Origin of the sequence: Rhizobium sp. N621, from assembly GCF_001664325.1 — a bacterium.
GTDB lineage: Bacteria > Pseudomonadota > Alphaproteobacteria > Rhizobiales > Rhizobiaceae > Rhizobium > Rhizobium esperanzae.
Genome location: NZ_CP013498.1, coordinates 90,156 through 115,902 on the forward strand (window position 1 = coordinate 90,156; position 25,747 = coordinate 115,902).

Annotated in this window: 25 protein-coding genes; 12 read left to right on the plus strand and 13 right to left on the minus strand. The window is 63.5% G+C overall.

What is annotated here, in order from left to right; all coding sequences use genetic code 11:
* The first annotated feature begins 2 nt into the window (after window positions 1–2).
* Window positions 3–905, plus strand: a complete 903-nt coding sequence (locus tag AMK00_RS25050) for an NADP-dependent oxidoreductase (RefSeq protein WP_064812070.1) — start codon at window positions 3–5, stop codon at window positions 903–905.
* Window positions 906–1,146: 241 nt separating this feature from the next.
* The gene (locus AMK00_RS25055; RefSeq protein WP_064812071.1) at window positions 1,147–1,848 is read left to right on the plus strand and encodes a DUF899 domain-containing protein; all 702 of its coding nucleotides are present in this window, start codon (window positions 1,147–1,149) and stop codon (window positions 1,846–1,848) included.
* Between the two features lie 17 nt (window positions 1,849–1,865).
* Here the strand turns inward: AMK00_RS25055 and AMK00_RS25060 are convergent, their stop codons facing one another.
* From AMK00_RS25060 to hutI, 6 genes are all read right to left on the minus strand, one after another.
* Complete coding sequence (locus AMK00_RS25060; protein ID WP_064808149.1) at window positions 1,866–2,495, minus strand: J domain-containing protein; 630 nt, start codon at window positions 2,493–2,495, stop codon at window positions 1,866–1,868.
* A 174-nt stretch (window positions 2,496–2,669) separates the two neighbouring features.
* A complete protein-coding gene (locus AMK00_RS25065) occupies window positions 2,670–3,245 on the minus strand; it encodes a HutD/Ves family protein (RefSeq protein WP_064812072.1) in 576 nt (191 codons plus the stop codon).
* Window positions 3,246–3,250: 5 nt separating this feature from the next.
* Window positions 3,251–4,924, minus strand: coding sequence for a urocanate hydratase (gene hutU, locus AMK00_RS25070; RefSeq protein ID WP_064812073.1), 1,674 nt, complete (start codon window positions 4,922–4,924; stop codon window positions 3,251–3,253).
* Window positions 4,925–4,947: 23 nt separating this feature from the next.
* On the minus strand, window positions 4,948–5,751 hold the full coding sequence (gene hutG, locus AMK00_RS25075; protein ID WP_064812074.1) for an N-formylglutamate deformylase: 804 nt from the start codon (window positions 5,749–5,751) through the stop codon (window positions 4,948–4,950).
* 202 nt (window positions 5,752–5,953) lie between these two features.
* Window positions 5,954–7,489: a histidine ammonia-lyase gene (hutH, locus tag AMK00_RS25085; protein WP_064812076.1), complete on the minus strand. Its 1,536-nt coding sequence runs from the start codon at window positions 7,487–7,489 to the stop codon at window positions 5,954–5,956.
* A complete protein-coding gene (gene hutI / locus AMK00_RS25090; RefSeq protein ID WP_064812077.1) occupies window positions 7,486–8,748 on the minus strand; it encodes an imidazolonepropionase in 1,263 nt (420 codons plus the stop codon). The genes hutH and hutI overlap by 4 nt, the downstream gene beginning before the upstream one ends.
* 122 nt (window positions 8,749–8,870) lie before the next feature.
* Between hutI and AMK00_RS25095 the strand changes: the two genes are divergently transcribed.
* Window positions 8,871–10,217, plus strand: coding sequence for a formimidoylglutamate deiminase (locus AMK00_RS25095; protein ID WP_064812078.1), 1,347 nt, complete (start codon window positions 8,871–8,873; stop codon window positions 10,215–10,217).
* 61 nt (window positions 10,218–10,278) lie between these two features.
* Window positions 10,279–11,001 (plus strand): histidine utilization repressor, encoded by a 723-nt coding sequence (hutC, locus tag AMK00_RS25100; protein WP_064808163.1) that lies wholly within the window; start codon window positions 10,279–10,281, stop codon window positions 10,999–11,001.
* Window positions 11,002–11,032: 31 nt separating this feature from the next.
* On the opposite strand, the gene hutC (AMK00_RS25105) is transcribed toward hutC (AMK00_RS25100), so the two are convergent.
* Window positions 11,033–11,788: a histidine utilization repressor gene (hutC, locus tag AMK00_RS25105; RefSeq protein ID WP_064812079.1), complete on the minus strand. Its 756-nt coding sequence runs from the start codon at window positions 11,786–11,788 to the stop codon at window positions 11,033–11,035.
* A 191-nt stretch (window positions 11,789–11,979) separates the two neighbouring features.
* On the opposite strand from hutC (AMK00_RS25105), the gene AMK00_RS25110 reads away from it, so the two are divergent.
* From AMK00_RS25110 to AMK00_RS25130, 5 genes are all read left to right on the plus strand, one after another.
* Window positions 11,980–12,822 (plus strand): transporter substrate-binding domain-containing protein, encoded by an 843-nt coding sequence (locus AMK00_RS25110; protein WP_012490473.1) that lies wholly within the window; start codon window positions 11,980–11,982, stop codon window positions 12,820–12,822.
* A 105-nt stretch (window positions 12,823–12,927) separates the two neighbouring features.
* On the plus strand, window positions 12,928–13,653 hold the full coding sequence (locus AMK00_RS25115; RefSeq protein ID WP_064812080.1) for an ABC transporter permease: 726 nt from the start codon (window positions 12,928–12,930) through the stop codon (window positions 13,651–13,653).
* Between the two features lie 10 nt (window positions 13,654–13,663).
* Complete coding sequence (locus AMK00_RS25120) at window positions 13,664–14,368, plus strand: ABC transporter permease (protein WP_004674851.1); 705 nt, start codon at window positions 13,664–13,666, stop codon at window positions 14,366–14,368.
* A gap of 27 nt (window positions 14,369–14,395) precedes the next feature.
* Complete coding sequence (locus tag AMK00_RS25125) at window positions 14,396–15,172, plus strand: ABC transporter ATP-binding protein (protein ID WP_064808170.1); 777 nt, start codon at window positions 14,396–14,398, stop codon at window positions 15,170–15,172.
* Complete coding sequence (locus AMK00_RS25130; RefSeq protein WP_064812081.1) at window positions 15,169–16,659, plus strand: HAL/PAL/TAL family ammonia-lyase; 1,491 nt, start codon at window positions 15,169–15,171, stop codon at window positions 16,657–16,659. Before AMK00_RS25125 ends, AMK00_RS25130 begins: the two co-directional genes overlap by 4 nt.
* 8 nt (window positions 16,660–16,667) lie before the next feature.
* Here AMK00_RS25130 and AMK00_RS25135 read toward each other — a convergent pair whose 3' ends face one another.
* A complete protein-coding gene (locus AMK00_RS25135; protein ID WP_010017196.1) occupies window positions 16,668–17,210 on the minus strand; it encodes a hypothetical protein in 543 nt (180 codons plus the stop codon).
* 189 nt (window positions 17,211–17,399) lie between these two features.
* Here AMK00_RS25135 and AMK00_RS25140 point away from each other — a divergent pair, with 189 nt between their 5' ends.
* A complete protein-coding gene (locus AMK00_RS25140) occupies window positions 17,400–18,137 on the plus strand; it encodes a phosphatase PAP2 family protein (RefSeq protein WP_064812082.1) in 738 nt (245 codons plus the stop codon).
* A gap of 57 nt (window positions 18,138–18,194) precedes the next feature.
* On the opposite strand, the gene AMK00_RS25145 is transcribed toward AMK00_RS25140, so the two are convergent.
* The 4 genes from AMK00_RS25145 to AMK00_RS25160 form a co-directional block, all read right to left on the minus strand.
* Window positions 18,195–20,756, minus strand: coding sequence for a GcvT family protein (locus tag AMK00_RS25145; RefSeq protein WP_064812083.1), 2,562 nt, complete (start codon window positions 20,754–20,756; stop codon window positions 18,195–18,197).
* 267 nt (window positions 20,757–21,023) lie between these two features.
* Window positions 21,024–21,263 carry a hypothetical protein gene (locus AMK00_RS25150; RefSeq protein WP_037145066.1) on the minus strand — a complete coding sequence of 80 codons (240 nt, stop codon included), beginning with the start codon at window positions 21,261–21,263 and terminating at the stop codon, window positions 21,024–21,026.
* 12 nt (window positions 21,264–21,275) lie between these two features.
* Window positions 21,276–21,536, minus strand: coding sequence for a hypothetical protein (locus AMK00_RS25155; RefSeq protein WP_064812084.1), 261 nt, complete (start codon window positions 21,534–21,536; stop codon window positions 21,276–21,278).
* Window positions 21,537–21,872 (minus strand): transcriptional regulator, encoded by a 336-nt coding sequence (locus AMK00_RS25160; RefSeq protein WP_064812085.1) that lies wholly within the window; start codon window positions 21,870–21,872, stop codon window positions 21,537–21,539. It lies immediately after the preceding gene.
* A gap of 194 nt (window positions 21,873–22,066) precedes the next feature.
* Between AMK00_RS25160 and AMK00_RS25165 the strand changes: the two genes are divergently transcribed.
* A complete protein-coding gene (locus AMK00_RS25165; RefSeq protein ID WP_064812086.1) occupies window positions 22,067–23,128 on the plus strand; it encodes a class I SAM-dependent methyltransferase in 1,062 nt (353 codons plus the stop codon).
* Between the two features lie 23 nt (window positions 23,129–23,151).
* Here the strand turns inward: AMK00_RS25165 and AMK00_RS25170 are convergent, their stop codons facing one another.
* The gene (locus AMK00_RS25170; protein WP_064808820.1) at window positions 23,152–23,994 is read right to left on the minus strand and encodes an AraC family transcriptional regulator; all 843 of its coding nucleotides are present in this window, start codon (window positions 23,992–23,994) and stop codon (window positions 23,152–23,154) included.
* 244 nt (window positions 23,995–24,238) lie between these two features.
* Here AMK00_RS25170 and AMK00_RS25175 point away from each other — a divergent pair, with 244 nt between their 5' ends.
* Complete coding sequence (locus AMK00_RS25175) at window positions 24,239–25,705, plus strand: alpha-glucosidase/alpha-galactosidase (protein ID WP_064812087.1); 1,467 nt, start codon at window positions 24,239–24,241, stop codon at window positions 25,703–25,705.
* The last annotated feature ends 42 nt before the right edge of the window (window positions 25,706–25,747 follow it).

The window sequence follows — 25,747 nt, forward strand, 5'->3', positions numbered from 1 at the left end:
CCATGAAAGCGGCACTTCTCAAATCCTACGGTGATGTCGACCAGTTCGAAATCGCGGACCTTCCGGCGCCGAAGCCAGGACCGGGCGAAGTCCTGATCAAGATCGAGGCATCCGCCGTCAACCCTTTCGATCTCATTCTCCGCCAGGGCCTCATGGCCCAGTATATCCCGCTTCCGCTGCCGGCCGTGCTCGGCGGTGACGCCGCCGGCACCATCTCGGCCCTCGGCGAAGGCGTGACCGGTTTTGCGGTCGGCGAGCGGGTCGTCGCCGATTTTGCCGCAAACGGCAAAGGCGCCCATGCAGAGTATGGTGTCGTTCCCTCGACATCCATCGCAAGGCTGCCCGCCGCACTCGGCTTCGAGCAGGGCGCCTCGCTGGTCAAGGCAGGTCTTACCGGCCGGCAGACCGTCGAAGCGCTCGGCGTCAAGGCCGGCGAACGGGTTCTGGTTTCCGGCGGCCTCGGCACGGTCGGACGGTCCGCCATTCAATATCTCAAGCAGATCGGCGCCCAGCCGGTTGCCGGCGTCCGGCCCGAGCGGCTGAACGAAGGCCGGGGGCTGGCGGGCGAAGCGCTCGACATCACGGTTGCCGCCGCAAGCCCAAGCTTCGACTATGCGATCAGCACGGCCGGCCCGGTGGCCGGCAACCTCATCGGTCATGTCCGCGACGGTGGCACGGTTGCGAGCATCGTTCCGGTGCCGGAAGGCGCCAATACCGCAGGCCGCGTTATCGTCCGTGAACTCTACCATCGCACCGACGCGGCCATGCTCGACGCTATTCTGGCATCCGCCGCCAGCGGTGAGCTGGTGATCCCGATTTCCTACACCTTCACCCTGGACCAGATCGGCCTCGCCCAAAACGCGGTTGCGGCAGGCGCTCCCGGGAAGGTCGTTCTCAAGCACTGAAAGACAGAGAAGCGGCACGGCATCACGCGAACGGTAGCACCGGCATGAAGTTCTTCATGCCGGTCGCCTCGGTCGCTACCGCGGTTTTCTGTTCCACTCCTCCTCGAAGGCGGATTTTTCCAGCCGGTCCTGTCGATTTTCGCATCTGCGGATCGTCATTCTAACGATGTGCTGGAAATCCGTTGCGATCGCGGCACATCCTTTGAGCGCCAGAGACGCGACGATAGAAGGAGGATATGTGATGGATGATCAACAGCTGGTACCCGCCGCCGTGCTCGCGGCAAAAAACGGCGTCCGTTTTCCCAACGAGAGCGAGGAATATCGCAGAGCCCGCGACGCGCTGCTTGCCGAGGAGATCGAATTGCGCCGGCACATCGAGCGCGTCGCGAGACAGCGCCGGGCGCTGCCGCCGGGCGGCGCGGTGAAGAAGGATTACCGCTTCGAAGGTGCCGACGGGCCGATCTCGCTCACCGAACTCTTCGCCGGCAAGGACACGCTGATCGTCTACAGCTACATGTTCGGCCCCGAGCGCGAGCGCCCATGCCCGATGTGTACCTCGCTGCTGTCGGCCTGGGACGGTGAGGTGCCTGACATCCAGCAACGCGCCGCCCTTGCGGTCGTAGCCCGCTCGCCGATCGGAAAGCTGCTTGCCTTCAAGAAGGAACGCGGCTGGCATCACCTGCCGCTCTATTCCGACACGACCGGCGATTACAGCCGCGACTACAACGCCATCGGCAAAGGCGGCGGCGATGACCCTGCCTATAACGTCTTCACACGGCGCGACGGCACCATCCGCCACTTCTGGAGCCAGGAAATGGGCGACGTCACCTCCGATCCCGGCGAGGATCCGCGCGGCGCCCCCGACCTGATGCCGCTCTGGACCTTGATCGACACGACGCCGGAAGGCCGCGCGCCGGACTGGTATCCGAAGCTGTCCTATTGACGCGTCAGCGCGCTTCATCAGCCGGTGGAGCGGTTTCTGGAGGGCTCGATCCATTCGAGGTTTGTGACCGAGGCCTCCGGCAACAGCGACGGATCGATGTCGTAGACATAGCCGCTCAGCATGTCGGCGGCGCGTTCGGTCGCCTTGATCTTCGCCTCGGTTTCCGCGACCGCCTTGGCGATCGCTTCGATGCGGGCGCGGAACATATGGGCGAGCACATCGCGGCCGGACTGTTTTTCTAGGCGCTCCAGGTGCAGGCCGACGCGTGAGGCGTGGCGTTCCAGTTCACTCTTGCTGAACCGCGCCTTGCGCAGTTCCTCCGACAGGCTGTCCTGCATCACGGCGACGGGATCGAAACTTCCGGGCGCGCGCTCGTCGAGCACCGCGTCGGTGACGAGCTTCTCAATGATGACAAGCGCCTGCAGCTCGGCGGCATCGGCGAACTCGACATCATAGCCGGTGTCGTCGTAAACCTTGCGGCGGACCGGGTCGAGAAGCAGCGCATAGGCCTTCTGCAGATTGTCGAAGGCTTGCGAATCGCCGCCCGAATCCGGGTGGGCAACCTTCGCCAGGCGCCGATAGGCGGCCTTCAGCTGGGCCTCGTCCGCATCGCGGTCAACTCCGAGAATATCGTAGGGATCCGTCACGCCTGCTCCATTGCTACCCGGCACGTCCGGACAGTCTAGGTCTTCTTCTGCATCAGCAAGGCGAAGTTTAGACCAAAAGTAGGAATGACGTCCATGGCCGGAAATCGCAATCGTCGCTGCGAAGGCCCAAGCCATTTTTCGATTGTCCCGTTTTTTCAAGCCGTTGTGCGAAGATCAGGGCGTGGCGATCGAGACGAGATAACATCTGGCCTCGCCGTCGATTTCCAGTGCGGTTCCAGCCGCATCCGCAATCAGCAGCGCATCGCCGGCCGCAAGCGTGCCGCTCTCACCGTCCCGCCTGAACGACAATGCGCCGCGATGGCAGAGCAGCAGGCATGTCGACGACGTCAGCGGCACGGACGTGCCGCCGTCGATGTCGATGCGGATCAGCGTGTGGGCGAGACCGTCGCGGCGCGTCATGACGTTGAGATCGGTGATCGCGCCGTCCTGGAGCCTGGCAGCCACCGGGATATCTGCCGGGAAGGCGAGGGGATCGCTCGCCGTCGTCAGCAGCACCGGTATGCTGCCTTCGATGTCGAGCACCATGCCGTTGCCGTCGAGGATCACAAGTGTCCGGTCGATGCCCGGGAAGATCGAAAACGGCCCGTCGGCGGCGACGGTTGCCATGCTGACGCGCCAGTCGAAGCCGGCAAGGCCGCCCGCTTCCGGCGAAACGGCGATCTCCACCGTTTCGCCGCCGCCGTTTTTCCACGGCATGCGCTTGTGATCGCCGGCGCGCAGGATCCGCATGGGGCTCAGTTCCCGAGAATGCCGGGCAGGCGCAGGCCCTTGTCCCTCGCGCAATCGAGGGCGATGTCGTAGCCGGCATCGGCGTGGCGCATGACGCCGGTCGCCGGATCGTTCCAGAGCACCCGCTCGAGACGCTTTGCCGCATCGTCGGTGCCATCGGCGCAGATGACGACGCCGGAGTGCTGGGAGAAGCCCATGCCGACACCGCCGCCATGGTGCAGCGATACCCAGGTGGCGCCCGACGCGGTGTTGAGCAGGGCGTTCAGCAGCGGCCAGTCGGAGACGGCGTCCGAGCCGTCTTTCATGGCTTCGGTTTCGCGGTTCGGCGAGGCGACGGAGCCGGAGTCGAGATGGTCGCGGCCGATGACGATCGGAGCTGAAAGCTCGCCGTTCTTGACCATGTCATTGAAGGCCAGAGCCAGGCGGTGACGGTCGCCGAGGCCGACCCAGCAGATACGCGCGGGCAGGCCCTGGAAGGAGATGCGTTCTCTCGCCATGTCGAGCCAGTTGTGCAGGTGGGTATTGCCGGGGGTCAGCTCCCTCACCTTGGCATCGGTCTTGTAGATATCCTCCGGGTCGCCTGACAGGGCGGCCCAGCGGAAGGGGCCGATGCCGCGGCAGAACAGCGGTCTTATATAGGCCGGCACGAAGCCGGGGAAGGCGAAGGCGTTTTCGAGGCCTTCTTCCTTCGCGACCTGGCGGATGTTGTTGCCGTAGTCGAGGGTCGGAATGCCGGCGTTCCAGAAGGCGATCATCGCCTCGACATGCTCGCGCATCGAGGCGCGCGCCGCTTTTTCCACCGCCTTCGGATCGCTTTCGCGCTTGGCCTTCCATTCGGCCATCGTCCAGCCCTTCGGCAGGTAGCCGTTGATCGGGTCGTGGGCCGAGGTCTGGTCGGTGACCATATCGGGGCGGATGCCGCGACGGACCATTTCCGGCAGGATTTGGGCGGCATTGCCGAGCAGGCCGACGGATTTGGCTTCGCCTGATTTGGTCCAGCGGTCGATCATCTCGAGCGCTTCGTCGAGCGTTTCGGCCTTGGCGTCGAGATAGCGGGTGCGCAGGCGGAAATCGATCGAGTCGGGGTTGCATTCGACGGCGAGGCAGCAGGCGCCGGCCATGACGGCGGCGAGCGGCTGGGCGCCCCCCATGCCGCCGAGGCCGCCGGTCAGGATCCATTTGCCCTTGAGATTGCCGCCGTAATGCTGGCGGCCGGCCTCGACGAAGGTCTCGTAGGTGCCCTGCACGATGCCCTGCGTGCCGATATAGATCCAAGAGCCGGCCGTCATCTGGCCGTACATGGCAAGGCCCTTCTTATCAAGCTCGTTGAAATGATCCCAGGTCGCCCAATGCGGCACGAGGTTGGAATTGGCGATCAGCACACGCGGCGCATCCTTGTGGGTGCGGAAGACGCCGACCGGCTTGCCGGATTGGACGAGGAGCGTTTCTTCTTCCGTCAGCGTCTTCAGCGTCGCGACGATGCGATCGAAATCTTCCCAGGTGCGGGCGGCGCGGCCGATGCCGCCATAGACGACGAGCTCGTTCGGGTTTTCCGCGACATCGGGATCGAGATTGTTCATCAGCATGCGCAGCGGCGCTTCGGTCATCCAGCTCTTGGCATTGAGCTCGCTGCCGCGGGGCGCGCGGATTTCGCGGATGTTATGGCGTGGATTGCTCATGGCGGTTCCCCTGTCGGTGATCGTTATCGTTTCAGGCCTGGTGCGATCTGCTCAATGCGCACCAGAATGTCTTTGAGATGGACGCGAAGCCTGTCGGCCTTGGCGGCGTCATAGGCAAAGGGCGGCGCTTCGGTCTGCAGATGGGTCGATTGCGCGAGCTCCATCTGGATCGCATGCACGCCGGTTTCCGGCCGGCCATAATGGCGGGTCGTCCAGCCGCCCTTGAAGCGGCCGTTGAGCACGCTGTCATAGCCTTCCGCGGCTTCGACGACGGTCAGCGTCGCCTGTTCGATGGCGCTGTCGCAGGTCCTGCCCATATCGGTGCCGATATTGAAATCCGGCAACTTGCCTTCGAAGAGGAAGGGACTGTGCGAGCGGATCGAGTGGCAATCATAAAGGACAGCCACGCCATGGATGGCCCTGACGCGCTCGATCTCGGCTGTAAGAGCCGCATGATAGGGCGCATGAAAATCCCTGAGCCGCGCCGCGATATCGGCCTCGTCGGGCGCCTGCCCATCCTTCCAGATCGGCTTGCCGTCGAAGTCCGTTGCCGGGACGAGACCGGTGGTGTTCTGGCCGGGATAGAGGCTGACGCCGGCCGGATCTCGGTTGGCATCGATTACGTAGCGGTGGAAGGTGGCGCGCACGGTCGTGGCGTCGGACAGCAGCCCGTCATAGAGCTCGTGGATATGCCAGTCGGTATCGGCGAGGATCCGGCCGTTGTCGTTGAGGCGGTCGTAAATCGCCGGCGGCACGTCGGTGCCGGTATGCGGGAAGGCGAGGATGACGGGGGAGGTACCCCGATGGATTTCGTATGGTTCGGTCATAAGCAAAGATCTCCGGCGTCTCGGGCATTACCCCCCTCTGTCCTGCCGGACATCTCCCCCACAAGGGGGGAGATCAGCTCGGCGGACCCGCTCGTTCCAGCATCGATTGTTTGGGCAGATTCCACCCGCGAGTCGATCTCCCCCCTTGTGGGGGAGATGTCCGGCAGGACAGAGGGGGGTGCCAGATGCGCATACATCACGATCAACCCTCCAAAACCGGCAAGATACCTGACGAAACCGAAGCATTCAGCGCCCCCGTCGCCACCAGCTCGGCGGCGGCGGCGAGATCGCCCGCCATGTAGCGGTCGTTATCGAGGCTCGGCACCTGGCTGCGAATCGCGGCGATCGCTTTCGAAAGCTCCGGGCTCGTCGAAAGCGGCGCGCGCAGTTCGACGCCTTGGGCCGCGGTCAGCGCCTCGATACCGATGATGCCGAACAGGTTTTCGGTCATGCCAAGCAGGCGCCGGGCGCCGTGGCAGGCCATCGAGACATGGTCTTCCTGGTTGGCCGATGTCGGCGTCGAATCGACCGAGGCGGGGTGCGACATCTGCTTATTCTCGGACATCAGCGCCGCCGAGGTGACTTCGGCGATCATCAGGCCGGAGTTCAGGCCCGGCTTCTTGGCGAGAAAGGCCGGCAGGCCGTAGGAAAGCACCGGATCGACCAGCAAAGCGATGCGGCGCTGCGAAATGGCGCCGATCTCGCAGACGGCGAGCGCGATCTGGTCGGCGGCGAAGGCGACGGGTTCGGCGTGGAAATTGCCGCCTGACACAACCGAGTTGTCCGACAGCACCAGCGGATTGTCTGTGACGGCATTGGCCTCGATTTCGAGGGTGCGGGCGACCGAGCGCAGCAGATCGAGACAGGCGCCGTCGACCTGCGGCTGGCAGCGGATGCAATAGGGATCCTGCACACGCTCGTCGCCCTCGATATGGCTCTGGCGGATGACGGAATTTTCGAGCAGGCCGCGAAGCGCCGCTGCGGTATCGATCTGGCCCTTATGGCCGCGCAGCGTATGGATATCGGCATGAAAGGGTGCCGAGGAACCCATGGCTGCGTCAGTCGACATGGCGCCGGTTATCAAGGCGGATTGCGCGGCACGATGGGCGCGGAAGAGGCCGGCGAGCGCCAGCGCCGTCGAGGTCTGCGTGCCGTTGATCAGCGCCAGGCCTTCCTTGGCGGCGAGCACCACCGGTTTCAGCCCGGCCCGTGCAAGGGCCTCGGCGCCGGAAAGACGTTCGCCGGCGAAAAAGGCTTCGGCCTCGCCCATCATCACCGCTGCCATGTGGGCAAGTGGTGCAAGATCGCCGGAGGCGCCGACCGAGCCCTTTTCCGGGATCAGCGGAATGACGCCCTTTTCGAGCATGCCTTCGATCAGCCGCACCAGTTCCAGCCGTACGCCGGAGGCGCCGCGGCCGAGCGACACCAGCTTCAGCGCCATGATCAGTCGGACGATATTTTCCGGCAGCGGCGCACCGATGCCGCAGCAATGCGACAGGATGAGATTGCGCTGCAGCGTGGCGACGTCAGCGCTGTCGATCTTGATCGAGGCGAGTTTGCCGAAGCCGGTATTGATGCCGTAAACCGGCGCATTGCCGGCGGCGATCTCCGCGATGCGAGCGGCGGCTTTGGCAATGCCAGCATCGAAGGCGGGATCGAGCCTTGCCGGCTCGCCGGTCCAATAGATGATTTCCAGGTCCTTGAGCGAGACGGAGCCCGGGTGGAGCGTGATGGTCATCGACCGTTCCTTTCGCCTTTGAAGACGCGTGTATGAAGCGGGTTGAAGCCGATGCGGTAGACGAGCTCGGCAAGGCTCTCGATATTCCAGACGGCGAGATCGGCGGATTTGCCGGCTTCGAGCGTTCCGGTCTCGCCGATGAGGCCGAGCGCGCGCGCGCCTTCGCGGGTGGCGCCGGCGATGCATTCCTCGACGGTGAGGCCGAACAGCGTCGCCGACATGTTCATGGTGAGCAGCATCGAGGTGAGCGGCGAGGTGCCCGGATTGCAATCGGTGGCGATCGCGATCGGCACGCCGGCCCGGCGTAGTGCCTCCACCGGCGGCTTCTGCTTTTCATGGATGGCGTAGAAGGCGCCGGGCAGCAGCACAGCGACGGTGCCGGCAGCGGCCATCGCCGCAACGCCTTCCTCGTCGAGATATTCCAGGTGATCGGCCGAAAGCGCGCCATAGGCGGCCGCCAGCTTGGCGCCGCCGAGATTGGAGAGCTGCTCGGCATGCAGCTTGACCGGCAGGCCGAGCGTTTTGGCCTTGTCGAAGACGCGGGCGATCTCGGCTGTCGAAAAGGCGATGCCTTCGCAGAAGCCGTCGACGGCATCGGCAAGGCCGAGATTATACATGTCGTCGAGGCCGGGCAGCACGACATCGTCGAGATAGTCGCCGTTGCGGCCCTTATATTCCACCGGCGTCGCATGCGCGCCGAGATAGCTGGTGGCGACGCGCACCGGCCTGATGTGGCCGAGCAGGCGGGCGCTCTGCAGCATCTTCACTTCACCGCTGCGGTTGAGGCCATAGCCGGATTTGATCTCGATCGTCGTCACGCCTTCGGCAAGCAGTGTATCGAGCCGCGGCAGCGCCGTGGCGACAAGTTCCTCGACCGACAGGGCATTGGTTGCCTGAACGGAGGAGACGATGCCGCCGCCGGCCCGCGCAATCTCCTCATAGGTCGCGCCCTCAAGGCGCATCTCGAATTCGCGGGCGCGATTGCCGCCGTGAACGATATGGGTGTGGCAGTCGACGAGACCGGGTGTCACCCAGCGGCCTTCGAGATCGACGATGTCGGAGCGTTCGATGGCCGATGCCGGCAGCTCGCTTTCGGCGCCGGCAAAGGCGATGCGGCCGTTTTCGATCAGAACGGCGCCCTTTTCGATGATGCCGAGCCCGGCTCTGTCAGGCGCGAGCGTCGCCAAGCGCGCATTGCGCCACAGCGCCGGTCTGACCTCGGCGGATGCGGTTTCTTCAGAAAAATTGTTCCCGGTCATCAGCTTTGCGCCTTTCCTTATGCCGAAACATGTATATACATAATAAGCAGGTGACAAGAGAAATTTTGCGCGCTCTTCTGGAAAAGAAAGATCGGCGGCGCGGCAGAAGGGGAGAAAAGGCCATGACCATACTTCACGCGAGGACGGCGCTGACGCCGCAAGGCTGGCAGAAGGACGTGCGGCTGACGCTCGAGGCCGGGCGCATCGCCCGGGTCGAGGTGGGCGTCGCCGCCGCGCCCGGCGATGAGCGCCATGCCCTGATCGTTCCGGCCATGGGCAACCTGCACAGCCACGCCTTCCAGCGGGCGATGGCCGGTCTTGCCGAGGTGCGCGGTCCGGCAAACGACAGCTTCTGGAGCTGGCGCACGGTCATGTACAAATTCGCTTTGGCGATGACGCCGGAGCATGTCGAGGCGGTCGCGGCCAAGCTCTATGCGGAGATGCTGGAGGCGGGCTTTTCCCGCGTCGGCGAGTTCCATTATCTCCATCACGACAGGGATGGCGGCGTCTATGCCAATATCGCCGAGCTTGCCGAACGTATCGGTGCGGCAAGCCAGGAGACCGGCATCGGCCTGACGCTTCTACCGGTCTTCTATGGCCATTCCGGCTTCGGGGGTGCGGCGCCGATCGACGGCCAGCGGCGTTTCATCAATTCGCTCGAAAGTTTCGAAAGGCTGATGGAGGGATGCCGAGCAGTGGCCGGCCGGCTCGACGGCGCCGAACTCGGACTGGCGCCGCACAGCCTGCGCGCCGCCACACCCGAGCAATTGGCGAAGCTCGTGCCGATGGCGGGCGACGGTCCGATCCATATTCATGTCGCCGAGCAGGTAAAAGAGGTCGAGGACTGCATCGCCTGGTCGGGCGCGCGGCCGGTGCAATGGCTGCTCGATCATATGCCGGTGGATGAGCGCTGGTGCCTGATCCACGCGACGCACATGACCGAGGACGAGACGGGGCGGATGGCGAAAAGCGGGGCGATCGCCGGCCTCTGCCCGATCACCGAGGCCAATCTCGGCGACGGCGCCTTTGCCGCGCCGCTCTTCCTCGACGAGGGCGGGCGCTACGGCATCGGCTCGGATTCCAACGTGCGGATCTCCCTGCCGGAGGAACTGCGCCAGCTCGAATATTCGCAGCGCCTGGCGCTGCGCGCCCGCAACGTCATTGCAGCACCCGGCGGTTCGACGGCGCTGTCGCTGTTCAACCAGGCGCTTGCCGGCGGAGCCGCGGCGCTGAAAGCCCCGGCCGGTCTCGTCGAGGGCCATCACGCCGATCTCGTTTCGCTCGATATGTCAGCCGTTCCTTATCTCTCCGGCGATCAGATCCTCGATCACTGGCTGTTTGCCGGCGGCATCTCCGTCGATTGCGTCTGGGCGTGCGGCCGCAAGCAGGTGGAGGGCGGTCGCCATCGCAAGCGTGACGCCATCGACCGTCGCTTCCTTGCCGCGATGGGTGAGTTGCTGGCCGCCTGAAAAAGAGCTTTTCATGAGCGGGGCATTCGGACTAGATCGGGAAACCAATCGGAACGTGGCGATGAATCAAAGCAGGGATCCCACCTTGCATCAGCGCATCCTGGGCGACATCGAAGGCCGTATCGTCTCGGGCGAATGGCCGCCGGGGCATCGCATTCCCTTCGAGGTCGATCTCGCCACGCAGTATGACGTCTCACGGATGACGGTGAACAAGGTGCTGACCCAGCTCGCCAAGGCTGGGCTGATCGAGCGCCGCAAGAAATCCGGCAGTTTCGTCACACAGCCGCAGGCGCAATCGGCGGTTCTCGAAATCCACGACATCAAGGCCGAGGTGCAGTCGCTGAACCTGCCTTATTCCTATGCGGTGTCGAAGAAGACGAGCCGCAAGGCCAAGGCGGAAGACAGCCGCCGGCTGGAGCTGCCTCTGGCGTCCTCGGTCGTCGAAGTGGTCTGCATCCACAATGCCGGCGCGCGGCCTTTCTGTTTGGAGGAACGGCTGATCAGCCTCGCGACCGTGCCGGAGGCGGCCGATGCCGATTTCCTGACGGTGGCGCCGGGGCCGTGGCTGCTCAACCAGGTGCCGTGGAGCACCGCCGAACACCGGATTCACGCCGTTTCCGCCAGCGCCGAGGTGGCGGCCGCCCTCGACATCGCCCGCAACACCGCCTGCCTGGTGGTCGAGCGCCGCACCTGGAGCGGCGCCGGACCGGTGACCCACGTGCGCTTCACCTATCCCGGCGATCGTCACGCACTGGTGGCGCGGTTCACACCGGCGTCGCAGTAAGCAAGGTTCCATATACAAGATAACAGGTGTTTTAGTCTTCGAACATCTTGCCGCTGCGCGCCTCCAGCCGGTAGCGATAGCCGGGATAGACGAGACGGGCGGTCGAAACCACCTGTTTCGCCGACCATGTGCGCCGGCGGATCGTCAGGCACGGCTCGCTCTTCAGGATGGTCAGCAGCTTGCATTCCCAGGCCTGCGGCATCGCCGCCTCGACGACGTGCTCGGAGCCGCTGAGCGGGGCGGCGGCGGTCAGATAGGCGTTCGGCGTCAGCGTCGTGAAATCCTGATCGAGATATTCGGGAGCGGCCTCCGGATGGACGAACCGGTCCTCGATCTGCACCGGGACACCGTTTTCGCTGTGGACGATCAGCGAGTGGAAAACGGCGGCGCCGATTGCCAGCTCCAGGGCGTCGGCGATCTCCGGAGAGGCGGTTTCCCGGGCCAGAACCACGACCGAGGCTTCATGGATATGGCCGCGTTCGGCGATCTCCTCGGCGATGTTGCGCACCTCGAACAGTGCCGAATAACCCTTGCGCTCGGCGACGAAGGAGCCGACGCCCTGGATGCGGACGAGTTCGCCTTCACTGGCAAGTTCGCGCAGCGCCCGGTTGGCGGTCATCTTGCTGACGCCGAGTTCGACGACCAGCTCGTTTTCCGACGGCACGCGGTATTTCGGCGGCCATTCGCCGCTGTGGATGCGGTCGAGGATCACCTGCTTGACGCCGGCGTAAAGCGGCGTGCTGTCATTTCCCGCCAGGTCGCGCTTCATCTCGCCGGAACGCTTCATTGCCTATTCCTTTTGCACGGATGCAATTTGCCACATAATCGACTTTCCTCTTGCATATCACAAAATATCTCATATGGTACCATATACAACCTCCCAATCGGTCCTCGAGATAAAAATAGGACGGAAAGGGCAAGCCGGCGGAGATCGGCGGTGCCGCAAGGTCTGTTTCAACTCCAGAGGAGAATTCATCAATGAAATTTAGCGCCATCCTGTTTTGCGGCGTCGCCGCTTTTTCCGCCTTTGCCGCCCCCGCCTTTGCCAAGGACTGGACGAAGGCGACCATCACGCTCGAGGGCGCCTATGCGCCGTGGAACCTCACCAATGCCGACGGCACGCTCGGCGGCTTCGAGCCGGAGCTTGCCAAGGTGCTGTGCGAGCGCGCCAAGATCGAATGCACGCTCGTCGCCTCCGACTGGGACGGCATGATCCCGGCACTGAATGCCGGCAAGTTCGACGTCATCATGGATGCGCTGTCGATCACCGAGGAGCGCAAGCAGGTCATCGACTTCACCGTTCCCTATGCTGCGACCCCCGCCGCCTTCGCCACCGCCAAGGACAGCCCGCTGGCGAAAGCCGCCGGCACCGGTGCCACGATCAAGATGACGCCTGGCCAGACCGGCGTGAAGGAGATCGACGCGCTGAAGGAAGCCTTCAAGGGCAAGACGATTGGCATCCAGGCGGCGACCGTTTACGCCAAGTTCGTCTATGACAATTTCGGTGATATTGCCGAGATCCGCGAATACAAGACCGGCGCCGACCGCGACCTCGACCTGCAGAACGGCCGTATCGACCTCGGATTCGACGACGCCGTCTATTTCGCCAATGCCTTCCAGGCCGCCAACGGCGCGCTCGACTTCACCGGCCCGGAAATCGTCGGCTCGATCTGGGGCGAGGGCGAAGGCCTCGGCATCCGCAAGGCCGACACCGATCTGCGCGACAAGTTCAACGTGGCGATCAAATCGGCGCTCGCCGACGGCACGGTCAAGAACCTTTCGATGAAGTGGTTCAAGGTCGACGTCAGCCCGCAACAGTAAGCGCTTCGGCCCTTTGGCCGCAGGCGCCGGTCTCCGGCTTTATCGCCGGAGACCGCGTGTTATTCTCGATCGACAAAACACTGCCACGGACGGGGAACGGACGCTATGGCAACCTTGGAACTGCTTGGCTTCGGCTCGACGGGATGGGGCGCGCTGCTCATTCTCGCTGCCTTGATGACGCTGGCCGTCACCGCGACGGCGCTTGCGATCGGCGCGGTGCTGGGCGCGATCGTCGCGGGTGCGAAGCTTTCCGGCAATCCTCTCCTCGTCTCGCTGGGCAACGTCTATACAACAGTGTTTCGCGGCGTTCCGGAACTGCTGATCATCTATCTGATCTATTTCGGCGGCTCCTCCGCCGTCACCTCGATCGGCAAGGCGATGGGCTACGAGGGTTTCCTCGGCCTGCCCTCCTTCGCCGCCGGCGCGCTTGCCGTCGGCATCATCTCCGGCTCCTATCAGGCGGAGGTGTTTCGCGGCGCCTATCTGGCGATCTCCAAGGGTGAGCTCGAAGCGGCTTCGGCGATCGGCATGCATCGCGGCATGCGTTTCCGCCGCATCATCATCCCGCAAGTGCTTCGCTTCGCCATTCCCGGCCTCGGCAATGTCTGGCAGCTCAGCCTCAAGGATTCGGCGCTGATCTCGGTCACCGGCCTTGCCGAGCTGATGCGCACCAGCCAGGTGGCGGCCGGCTCGACCCGGCAATATTTCCTGTTCTTCATCGCCGGCGGCTGCCTCTACCTGATCCTGACCAGTCTTTCCGACCGTATCTTCAACGGCGCGGAACGCCGCGCCAATCGCAGCATGCCGGCCTCCGCCATGGGCCAGACGTAAGGGGGCGACGATGGATTTCACCTTTCTCGCCTCGACCATGGTGACGCTGCTGAAGGCGGTGCCGACGACGCTGATCCTGTTTTCATTGTCGATCTTCTTCGGCGGTCTGCTGGCGCTGGTCATCGTCACGATGCGGGTCAGCGGCAACCGCTACCTGTCGGGTTTCGCCAAGGGCTATATCTTCGTCTTCCGCGGCTCGCCGCTGTTGATCCAGATGTTCCTGGTGTTCTACGGCCTCGGCCAGTTCGGCGTCATCCGCTATTCCTTCCTCTGGCCGTTCCTGCGCGAGCCGATGGTCTGCGCCGTGCTGTCGCTGGCGCTCTGCACCGCCGGCTACACGGCGGAGATCTTCCGCGGCGGCATCCGCGCCGTTTCCCCGAAGGAGATCGAGGCCGCCCGCTCGATCGGCATGTCCGGTTTCCTGATGGTGCGCCGCATCCTGGCGCCGATCGCCTTCCGCCACGCGCTGCCGGCCTATTCCACCGAGATCGTGCTGATGATGAAGTCGACGGCGCTCGCCAGCCTCGTCACCGTCTGGGAGGTCACCGGTGTGGCCCAGCGGCTGATCTCGCAAACCTACCGCACGATGGAAGTCTTCCTCTGCGCGGCGATCATCTATCTCGTTTTGAACTTCATCATCCTGCAGGGCATGGCTCTGCTCGAATATTCGCTGTCCCGACACCGCCGCGCGATCCCGCAGGCGCTGAAGGTCTAGGCGGAACCTGAATCGATTGGAGCAACCATGCCAGGCGTAACCCGACTTTCGGTCCGCAATATCCGCAAGAGCTTCGGCACGCACGAAGTGCTGCGCGGCATTTCCCTCGATGCTGAGGACGGCGATGTGATTTCGCTGCTCGGCGCCTCCGGCTCCGGCAAATCGACTTTTCTGCGCTGCATCAACCTGCTCGAAACCGCCAGCGACGGTGAGATCTGGGTCGATGGCGAGCACATCGAGATGGTGCACAAGAACGGCAAGACAAGGCCGGCCAGCCAGAAGCAGGTCGACCATATCCGCTCCGAACTCGGCATGGTGTTCCAGTCCTTCAATCTCTGGTCCCATATGACGATCCTGCAGAACGTCATCGAAGGCCCGATCCATGTGCTGAAGCGGCCACGCGCTGACTGCATCGCCGAGGCCGAAGCGCTGCTCGAAAAGGTCGGTATTGCGGATAAGCGTCATGCCTATCCCGCCCATCTTTCCGGCGGCCAGCAGCAGCGCGCCGCAATCGCCCGCGCTTTGGCGATGAAGCCGAAGGTCATGCTCTTCGACGAGCCGACATCCGCACTCGATCCGGAACTCGTCGGCGAGGTGCTGCGCGTCATGCGGGCGCTTGCCGAAGAAGGCATGACCATGCTCGTCGTCACCCATGAGATGAGTTTTGCCCGCAACGTCTCGAACCGCGTCGTCTTCATGCGCGAAGGGCTGGTCGAAAGCAGCGGCAAGCCGGACGATATGTTCGGCGGCGGCGCGTCGCCGGCTTTCCGCCAGTTCATCGGTCATTTCGGAACAGGCCAATGACGATCACCATCGATAGGGTGCTGACCTGGCGCGATGTCGCGCGGGTCGGGGCAGGGGAGGCGCTTGCGCTGTCGCCGGCCGCCTGGGCGCGGGTCGAGCAGGCAAGCCGCATCGTCGCCAGCATCGTCGAGACGGGCGTGCGCGCCTATGGTGTCAACACCGGCGTCGGAGCGCTCGCCGATACCGTGGTCGACCGCGCCTCGCAGAGCCTTTTGTCGCGCAGCATCGTGCTCAGCCATGCCTGCGGCGTCGGGCCGCTGCTGGCCGGGCGGGAGGTGCGCGCCATCATCGCCGCCCAGATCGCCAATTTCGCCCACGGCCATTCCGGCGTGCGGCGCGAGATCGTCCAGCATCTCACAGCCTTGCTGGAGCATGACTGCATTCCCGACGTGCCGTCGAAAGGCTCGGCCGGTTACCTCACCCACAATGCTCATACCGCGCTCGTCCTGATCGGCGAAGGCAGCGCCACTGTGGCCGGTCGGCGCATGAGCGGCCGCGAGGCGCTGGCGGCGATCGGCCTGCAGCCGTTGGTGCTCGGCGCCAAGGAGGGCCTGAGCCTCGTCAACGGCACGGCCTGCGCCACGGGGCTGATCGCAGCAGCGCTTTTGCGTGCCGAACGGCTGCTCGACTGGGCCGATGCCATCGCGGCGCTGACGCTGGAAGCGGCAGGCTGTCAGATCGCCGCCTTCGACGCGGCGGTGCTGGCGCTGCGCCCGTCTGCCGGGATCGAAAAGGTCGGAGCCAGCTTGCGCGCCCGCCTCCAGGGCAGCGGCCTCGTCGCCGCCGCCTTCGGCCGGCGCACCCAGGATGCGCTGAGCCTTCGCTCGGTACCGCATGCCCATGGCGCCGCCCGCGACGTGTTCGACAATTCCGCCCGCATCGCCGATCAGGAACTTGCCTCGGTGACGGATAATCCGGCTGTCTCAGGCACGCCGGAGCAGCCGATCGTTTCCTCCGAGGCGCATGCCGTCGCCCCGGCGCTCGGGCAGGCGGCCGACAGCCTCGCCGTTGCGCTGGCGCAGATCGGCGCGATCAGCGAGCGACGCATGGACCGGCTGGTCAATCCGCTGGTCAGCGGCCTGCCGCCGTTTCTGGCGAGCGATGCCGGCAGCCATTCCGGCTTCATGATCGCCCAATATACCGCAGCCGCGCTGAGCAACGACAACCGTCGGCTTGCCGCGCCCGCGGCCATGGACGGCGGCCTGACCTCCGGCCTGCAGGAGGATTTTCTCGCCCATCCGACGGCGGCCGCCGGCAAGCTGCTCGCCGTCATCGACAATGCCGAATATATCCTGGCGATCGAGTTGATGGCCGCAGCCCAGGCGCATGATTTCCTGGCGGCAACCGCGCCGCGGGCGGCAGGCACGGAGCTCCTCTATCAAGCCGTGCGTGAACATGTGGTTCATTATGGCGACGAGCGGCCGCTGAACGGCGATATCGAGGCCGTACGCAATCTGATCCGCGAGACAGCGCCGCCGGCTGTTTAGGCGAGTCGTCAGAAAGGTTTACTTGTTGCCGAATCCTGCTTGGCCGGCTCGCTGGCCTCGAGCCGTTTGAGGCATTGGGCGAAGGTTGGATAGAGCTGGTCCACCCGCGAAAGCGGCAGCGTCCAGTCACCTTCGTCGCCGGCAAAGGTCAATTGCACGTCAGGCGTTCCAGCAAAGGAATTCTTGATGATCTTCTTCAGTCCGCCGCTGCCCTTGCTGCCTTTGGGCCAGAGGCGAAGCGTGTTCTTGTCGAAGAATTCCGCGGCGACCACCTTCGTTGCCGCTCGATCGGTCAGCGTCACCTCGGTCGTGGTGCCGGTGGGAATGTCCCATGTGTTCTTCGAGACCAGCCAGAAGGTTTCGGTGGCGCTCTGGCGAAATTCCATCGTCTTGCCCAGTTCGCTGTCCCACTGCAGCCGGCAGTAGGCAGGGTGCTCGCTGGCAAAGCCGACCGACCATTGCCTTGCGCCGCCCATCCATTCGGTCTCGCCGAAGGCCGAGACCGGCGGCAGGGCGGCTGCCATCAGAACCATCGCGGTCAGAATTTTCATCGCCGAAACCTCTCCAGGTCAATCGCTCCAGCGATAGCAAAAGAAGGTTGAGCTTTTGCTACCGGACGCCGGGATGGGCAGCGGATGCCATTATGAACACGCCTCAAATGTCGCAAGGTCTTGAATTTGCGGCTCACCTTGCCGATCTGGCGGAGAGCGGCATGATAAGAAGGGAGTTCGAACTCAGGGATGAGCGAGGTTCAACAACGCGGATTTTGGAAGAGACTCGGCGCATATGAACCGCTGACATTGATCACCATGGCATCGATCGCCGGCGGGCTGTTCGTGCTGCAGCGGCTGACGAGCGAGGTGCTCGAAGGCGAGACGCTCCGTTTCGACGAAACGATCTTGCTGGCGTTGCGACGGCCGGGTGAGCTTGGCGTGCCGATCGGCCCCGGCTGGCTGACGCATGCCGTCGGCGACATCACCAGTCTCGGTGGCATCACCGTTCTCTCGCTGATGACCGTTCTCGTCACAGTCTATCTCTTGCTTGACCGGCGCTGGCCGATCGCGATCTTCGTCTTTTCCTCGGTGCTGACAGGATGGCTGGCGAGCACGACGCTGAAAATCCTCGTCGCCCGGCCGCGCCCCGATATCGTCCCGCATCTCGTCGAGGTCAGCGATCTCAGTTTTCCCTCAGGCCATGCGATGGTTTCGGCGGTGACCTATCTGACGCTGGGCGCGCTCTTAGCCCGCACGCAGCGTTACCGCTCGACGCGGATCTTCGTCATGGCCGCCGGCGTTTTCCTCGCCGTCATCATCGGCTTGAGCCGGATCTATCTCGGCGTTCACTATCCCACCGACGTCTTCGCCGGATGGTGTGCGGGCGCCCTCTGGGCGCTCGGCTGCTGGCTGATCTCGAAACGCTTCGTCCCGAGCAGAGCCCCGGGCGATGGCCTCGAAAACGGCAATGGCGACGGTGACTAGGACATAGGCTTAGAACGACTGTGGCGCCCGCATGGGGCGCCACAGGGATTTCAGCGCTTAAGTGCGCGGCTTCAGGTTTTCCGGGTCGTAGATCGGCTTGTAGCCGACGCCGACGACTTCCACCGGATAGGTCTCGGCAAAGTATTCGACATTCAGCTTGCGTCCGACCTGGCAATAGGACCAGGGCAGGTAGGCGAGCGCAATGTTCTTGCCGACCGTCGGGCCGTAGGCGATCGAGGTGGTGTAGGAGCGGCGGCCGAGCTCGTCGACCAGGACCTCGCCGGTGGCGGGATCGACGACCGGCAGGTTGCCGAGCGGATAACGCTTGACGCCCGACTTGTCGGTATTCTCGGTCATCACAAGCGTGCAGAGCATGGCCGGCTGGTGTTCGCGCGCCTTGTATTCGAGATGTTTTGCCTTGCCGCGGAAATCGGCTTCCTTGACCTTCGGACGGGCGAGATCGGCTTCGATCAGGTTGTACTGGGTCAGCAGGTCGGCGTTTTGCAGGCGCAGGCTCTTTTCCATGCGGCGCGAGTTTGCATAGGTCTCGACGCCGAAGGCCATCACGCCGGTCGAGCGCAGCGCGTCCCAGACGGCGAGGCCGTCTTCGTACTTCATGTGCAGTTCCCAGCCCTGCTCGCCGACATAGGAGATGCGGAAGGCGGTGACTGTCTTGCCTGATATTTCGATTGGCTTGATGGCTGCGAAGGCGAAGTTTTCCTGATCGAGCCCGGCCGGATCGGCCACGACCTTTTTCAGCGTCTCGCGGGCGTTCGGACCCCAGATGCCGACCGTCACGAATTTTTCCGAGACGTCGGTGATCGTCACGTCAAGGCCGCGATCCTGGGCGACGCGTCTCATATAGTGCAGGTCGCGCGGGCCGGCATCGGCGCCGTTGACGAGACGGCAGCGGTCGGCCATGCGGAAGACGGTGAAGTCGGCGCGGACCATGCCTTCGTCGTCGAGGAAGTGGGTGTAGACGCCCTTGCCGATATTGGCATCGCCGCCGACCTTGGCGGCGCACAGCCACTCCATCAGCTCGACATGATCGGGCCCCTCGATATCGACCATGTGGAAGTGGCTGAGGTTGACGATGCCGCAATCCTCGCTCATCGCCAGATGCTCGGCATTCGAGACGCGCCAGAAATGGCGGTTGTCCCATTCGTTCTCGCGCACCGGCACCCGGTCGCCGTATTTTTCCAGAAGGTGCTCGTTGGCGGCATAGCCGTGCGCACGCTCCCAGCCGCCCAGTTCCATGAAGTAGCCGCCCAGCTCCTTCTCGCGCTCGTAGAAGGGGGAGCGCTTGGCGTTGCGGCCGGATAGATAGGGTTCGCGGGTGTGAACGGCCGGGAAATAGATCTTCTGCGCGGCTTCGTAGCAGCGGCCTTCGATGAATTCTTCGGTCAACTGATGCGGATAGAAGCGGGCGTAGTCGATGCTGTTGTGGTCGATTTCGGTACGGCCGTCAGTCATCCAGTCGGCGATCAGCTTGCCGTAGCCCGGGCCGTCCTTGACCCAGATGGCAACGCAATACCAGAGGCCGCGCACCTTCTGGCTCTCGCCGCAGGACGCGCCGCCGGCGGCGGAAACCTGCAGCAGGCCGTTGAAGGAGTGGCCTTCGTTATAGCCGAGTTCGCCGAGGATCGGCGTCAGTTCCATGGCACGCTCGAGCGGCTCGAGGATCTGTTCCATCTCGAGATCGCGCTGCGAGGGCGAAAGGCGGGCTTCGTGTTTTTCGAGAAGCTCGCGCGGATGGCACATGCGCGGATTGTTGGCTTCGTAATAGCCCCACTCGATCTGGCCGCCCTCGGTCGTCGCCGGGTCGCCGGTATCGCGCATATAGGCGGAGTTGCCCTGGTCGCGCAGCAGCGGGAAGCCGATTTCCTTGCCGGTGCCTTCGAACTCGTTATAGGGGCCGAAGAAGGTGAGCGGGTGATCGACCGGCATGACCGGCAGGTCTTCGCCGACCATCTCGGCGATCAGGCGTCCCCAGAGGCCGGCGCAGACGATGACGTGGTCGGCCATGATCGTGCCGCGATGGGTGACGACGCCCTTGATGCGGCCGCCTTCGACGATCAGCGACTTCGCCGGCGTGTTGCCGAACACCTGCAGCTTGCCGGCCTTTTCGGCGGCATCGACCAGCTTGCCGGCGACGGTCTGCGAGCGCGGGATGACGAGGCCGGCATCCGGATCGAAGAGGCCGCCCATCACCTGATCTTCCTCGATCAGCGGGAATTTTTCCTTGATCTCGGAAGGGCTGACATAATGGGCGCGCGTACCGAACGCGCGGGCCGAGGAAAGCTTGCGCTTGATTTCCTCCATCCAGGCATGGTCGCCGGTACGCGCCACTTCGAGGCCGCCGATGCGGGCGTAATGCCCCATCTTCTCGTAGAAATCGATCGAATATTGCGTGGTCCAGACGGAGAGATAGTCGTGGCTGGTGGTGTAACAGAAGTCCGAGGCATGGGCTGTGGAGCCGATATCGGTCGGGATGCCCGACTTGTCGATGCCGACGATATCGTCCCATCCGCGCTCGACGAGATGATGCGCGATAGAGGCGCCGACGATGCCGCCGAGCCCGATGATGACGACCTTTGCCTTTTCCGGAAATGCTGCCACGTGCTGTTCCTTCTATTTCCGCACGAATTAAAACTACCTAGCCGCGCTTGGCTTACGCTTCGCGTGAGATGCAGGAGCCATGTCAGCCTCGTGAGCGTGTCACATTTGCCGAAGCTGCAAAACCCCAGACCTCTCCCTCTCGAAGCTGGATAAGCCATTATGCATAAGGCTCATAATCGTCATTGGTCCTACGCCGTCGAGTAACGGCGTAATTGCGCCAGTCCGGATCGGGCTGAAGTTATTCCAGACAGAGCTCGCACGCCCCCGTCACGGTGCTGAAATCGCCTCGAGCCGGTCGATGTCGCCCAACACGATATCTTCGGAAACGGGTTCGCGATTGTGAAGGCGGAACCATTCGGCGGCGTCACGCACGCGGTCCCCGTGCGGCGCGGGATAGGCGCCCAGCCGGAGAACCCACTCGCGCACGGTCTCGCGCTCCATCCGCCCGGCCCGGTATCGCTCGCAGACGGTTTTCGCCGAGGCGACGAGATCATTGATGCTTTTCATGGGGGCCGCCCCTCAATGCACGGAAGGTTCTTCATCGTCGAGGAAGGATCGGATGCCGTCCCGCTCCACGACTGCCAGGAATTCGTCGAAGGCCTCCCGGTCGGTCGCAAAGGGCTCCTCCCAGCGGATCAGATCCTCCGCCTGGGTGACGACTTCCATCGTCCAGTCCTCATTGCTGCCGGAGGTTCGAAAGATGTCGACGAGCACCGTTACTCCGTCATCGGTGAATTCCCCTGCCAATTCGGAGTGCTCAAGCTGCTGTTTCTTTGCCATTCAACCGCCAGCGCCGGGAGGGGCGTCGTTTTTCAGATATTCTTCGTACTGGACCGTCTCGGTCTCGTCAGTGTCTATAGAAGCCGATGCAGGTCTTGCCAAGCGAACGCCGGCGCCGCCGCCGTTTTCGGGGATGAAAAGCACGCCCGCATTTTCCAGGCTGCGCTTCATGTCACGCAAGGCCTGCTCATCAGGGAAAAGCTTTCCGGCCTCGTAACCGGCAATCGTCGCCTCGGGGATCTTCGAGGCTGAGGACAGATCGCCCTTCGACCACGCGATGAGTGCCCGCGCGGCGCGGCACTGCGCTGGCGATAGGCACGACGAACCGTCTTGCATCGAGACTCCGATCCTTGGCCTGGGTCAGCAATGAAGATGTGCCTGAAGGCTGGGAAAGCAAGCACGTGATGATGATCTCCGGCTCGATGCGAGTTTTGACGACCTACCTGATTGGGCGAGGGGGAGGGTTGATTGACTGAATATTATCAAAGTCTAATTTAACTCCTCCTTGTCACGCACCCCGGGAGGTCACAATGCGTGAGCCAGATATGCAGAAACTCGATGCGCTTGTCGGCCGTCTTGTCGGCGATGTCGGCGCCGCCATGTCAGGTGCCTTGGTCGTGCTCGGCGACAAGGTGGGGTTGTTCAAGGCGATGGCCGATGGGACACCTTTGAGAGTCGAGCAGCTCGCCGCGAAAACGGGGGTGAAGGAGCGCTATCTCCGGGAATGGCTTAGCGCCCAGGCTGCCGCCGATTATGTCACTTACGATGAAAAAACCGATCGCTTCAGCCTGACGGCGGAGCAGGCGATGGTCTTTGCCAAGGAAAACAGCCCCGCCTTCTTCGTCGGCGCCTTTGAGGTCGTGCAATCCATGTGGATGGATGAGCCGAAGGTTGCCGACGCTTTCCGCACCGGCAAAGGCCTCGGCTGGCATGAACACAGCACCTGCCTGTTCCGCGGAACCGAACGGTTCTTTCGCCCGGGCTACAACAGCCATCTCGTCGACGAATGGATTCCGTCTGTTGCCGGCATGGAGGAAAAGCTCAAGGCGGGCGCCAACGTCGCCGATGTCGGCTGCGGTCACGGCGCATCGACCATCTTGATGGCGCAGGCCTATCCCGCCTCACGTTTCACCGGCTTCGACTATCACGGTCCATCGATCGAAAGAGCGAAGGCTGCCGCGAAAGAAGCTGGCGTCGCCGATCGCGTCACCTTCGAGCAGGGCAGGGCGGCCGAGTTTCCGGGAGGTAGCTATGACATGGTCGCCATGTTCGACTGCCTGCACGACATGGGCGATCCCGTCGGCGCCGGCCGGCACGTCAAGGAGACGCTGGCGCCGAACGGCACCTGGCTGATCGTCGAGCCCTTTGCCCATGATCGTCTCAAGGACAATCTCAATCCCGTCGGGCGCGTCTATTACGGCGCCTCGACGATGATCTGCACGCCGGCATCGCTCTCCCAGGAGGTGGGGCTCGGGCTTGGCGCCCAGGCGGGAGAAATGAGGCTGCGCAAGGTGGCGCTTGACGCCGGCTTCAAGCATTTCCGGCGGGCGACCGAAACGCCGTTCAACATGGTGTTCGAAGTCCGGGCCTGAAAGCCGGCGGCGAGGCGGCCGCGCTATTTCGGCCTGCCGATGCTGGCATACATGCCGGTCGTGCGGAATTCGGTCGGATTGGTGCCGTAGACGCGGCGGAAGACCTTCGAGAAATAGTTTGCGTCCTCGAAGCCGCACATGATTGCGACTTCCTTGACCGGCAGGAAGTCCGCCTTGGTCAGAAGCTTGACGGCGCGCTGCAGCCGCTGCTGCAGCACGAATTCGGCTGGCGGCACGCCCTCGCTCTCGGCGAAACTGCGGGAGAAATGCGCGCGGCTGAGGCCGACGATGGCGGCGAGTTCATTAACCGGCAGCGGCTTGTCGAGATTGGCGTTGATATGGTCGATGACAGGCTGCATCGGGCTGAGCTCGGCGGCAAAGGCCGGTGAGTTGAAGACGTCGTCATAAAGCGCCATCGCCGCTTCATAGGCGATTGCCGAGGCCGCACCCGGTGAGGCCGCGCCCTTGACGAGGCGCAGGCTGCAATCGGCGAGATGATCGATGGTCGCAGGCTGCAGCTTCAAGACCGGGCCGGCGGTGGAGAGCACCAGCTGATGGATGCGCAGCGTCTCCTCGCCATTCATCGAGATCCAGAAATACTCCCAGCGCTCGCCCTTCTCCAGCCAGTAGCGGTGATTGTGCGGCACGAGCACCAAGAGCGTGTCGCCGCCCTGAAGGCGATAATTGCGATTCAAATAGCGTAGCCGGCCGCTGCCGCTGATCGTGTGCTGCAGCACGGTGAACGGGGTCTGGCCGCGTTTTCGGCCGTCCCAGTCATAGGTCTCGTTCTCCCGCACTTCGTAGCCGGCGCTGGTCGGCATGGCGTGCAGACGCTGGCGTCCGCGGGGCAGCGAAACCGTCCTCATCGACTGTCCGTTGGCGATCAAATCCTGCAGCACAAAATTACCCCTGAAAGCATAATCCTTCTCTGGTCGGCCTGCCGAATTCGGGCATAATCCCGCTCAACAAAACGAGGAGAACGCGGCCGATACAGCGGCCGGGAGGAAAACAGGCAGGTTTTACGGCTCTTTCAACCACATGCGCCGGCATGCGGCCTGATCCCTCACAACCATATTTTCTCTAGCATTCCATCGGGTCGAGGTGAAGATCATGAGTTTCAAAATCGCTATCATCGGTGCGGGCAGCGTCGGTTTCACCAAGAAGCTGTTCACCGACATATTGTGCGTTCCGGAGTTCCGCGACGTCGAATTCGCGCTGACCGATCTCAGCGAACACAATCTCGAAATGATCAAGGCGATCCTCGACCGCATCGTCGAGTCGAACAAGCTGCCGACTAAGGTAACGGCGACCACCAACCGGCGCCAGGCGCTGGAAGGCGCGCGTTACATCATCAGCTGCGTGCGCGTCGGCGGGCTCGAGGCCTATGCCGACGATATCAGGATTCCGCTGAAATACGGCATCGACCAGTGCGTCGGCGATACGATCTGCGCCGGCGGCATTCTCTACGGCCAGCGCAACATCCCCGTCATTCTCGATTTCTGCAAGGACATAAGAGAAGTTGCCGAGCCGGGTGCGAAATTCCTGAACTATGCCAATCCGATGGCGATGAACACCTGGGCGGCGATCGAATACGGCAAGGTCGACACCGTCGGTCTCTGCCACGGCGTCCAGCACGGCGCCGAACAGATCGCCGAGGTGCTCGGCGCCAAGTCGGTGCGCGAGCTCGATTACGTCTGCTCCGGTATCAACCACCAGACCTGGTTCATCGATCTGCGCCTCAACGGCCGTAAGATCGGCAAGGACGAACTGGTCGCCGCCTTCGAGGCGCATCCCGTCTATTCGCAGCAGGAGAAACTGCGCATCGACGTGCTGAAGCGGTTCGGCGTCTATTCGACCGAAAGCAACGGTCATCTCTCGGAATACCTGCCCTGGTACCGCAAGCGGCCGGAGGAAATCACCCGCTGGATCGACATGTCCGACTGGATCCACGGCGAGACCGGCGGCTATCTCCGCCACTCCACCGAAACGCGCAACTGGTTCGAGACGGAGTTCCCGCAGTTCCTCGAATCCGCCTCCAAGCCGATCGATCCGGCCAAGCGCTCGAACGAACATGCGAGCCACATCCTGGAAGGGCTGGAAACGAACCGGGTCTATCGCGGCCATTTCAACGTCAAGAACAATGGCGTCATCACCAACCTGCCGTCCGATGCGATCATCGAATCGCCCGGCTTCGTCGATCGCTTCGGCATCAACATGGTCTCGGGCGTCACCCTGCCGGAAGCCTGCGCGGCCACCTGCATCGCCTCGATCAACGTCCAGCGCATGTCGGTGCATGCCGCCATCTCGGGCGATATCGACCTGCTGAAGCTCGCCGTGCTGCACGATCCGCTGGTTGGCGCCGTCTCGACGCCGGAGGAGGTCTGGCAGATGGTCGACGAGATGGTCGTTGCCCAGGCGCGCTGGCTGCCGCAATATGCCGATGCCGTGCCGGCCGCCAAGGAGCGGCTGTCGAAATCGAAGGTGCAGACCCGCGATTGGGCGGGGGCTGCGCGCCGCAACGTCCGCTCGATCGAGGAGCTGCGTGCGGAAAAGGCGGCGCTGAAACAGGCCGTCTGATTTTTTCGTGGAAGATGGGTCGTCATGGGTTTCCGGGAGGGA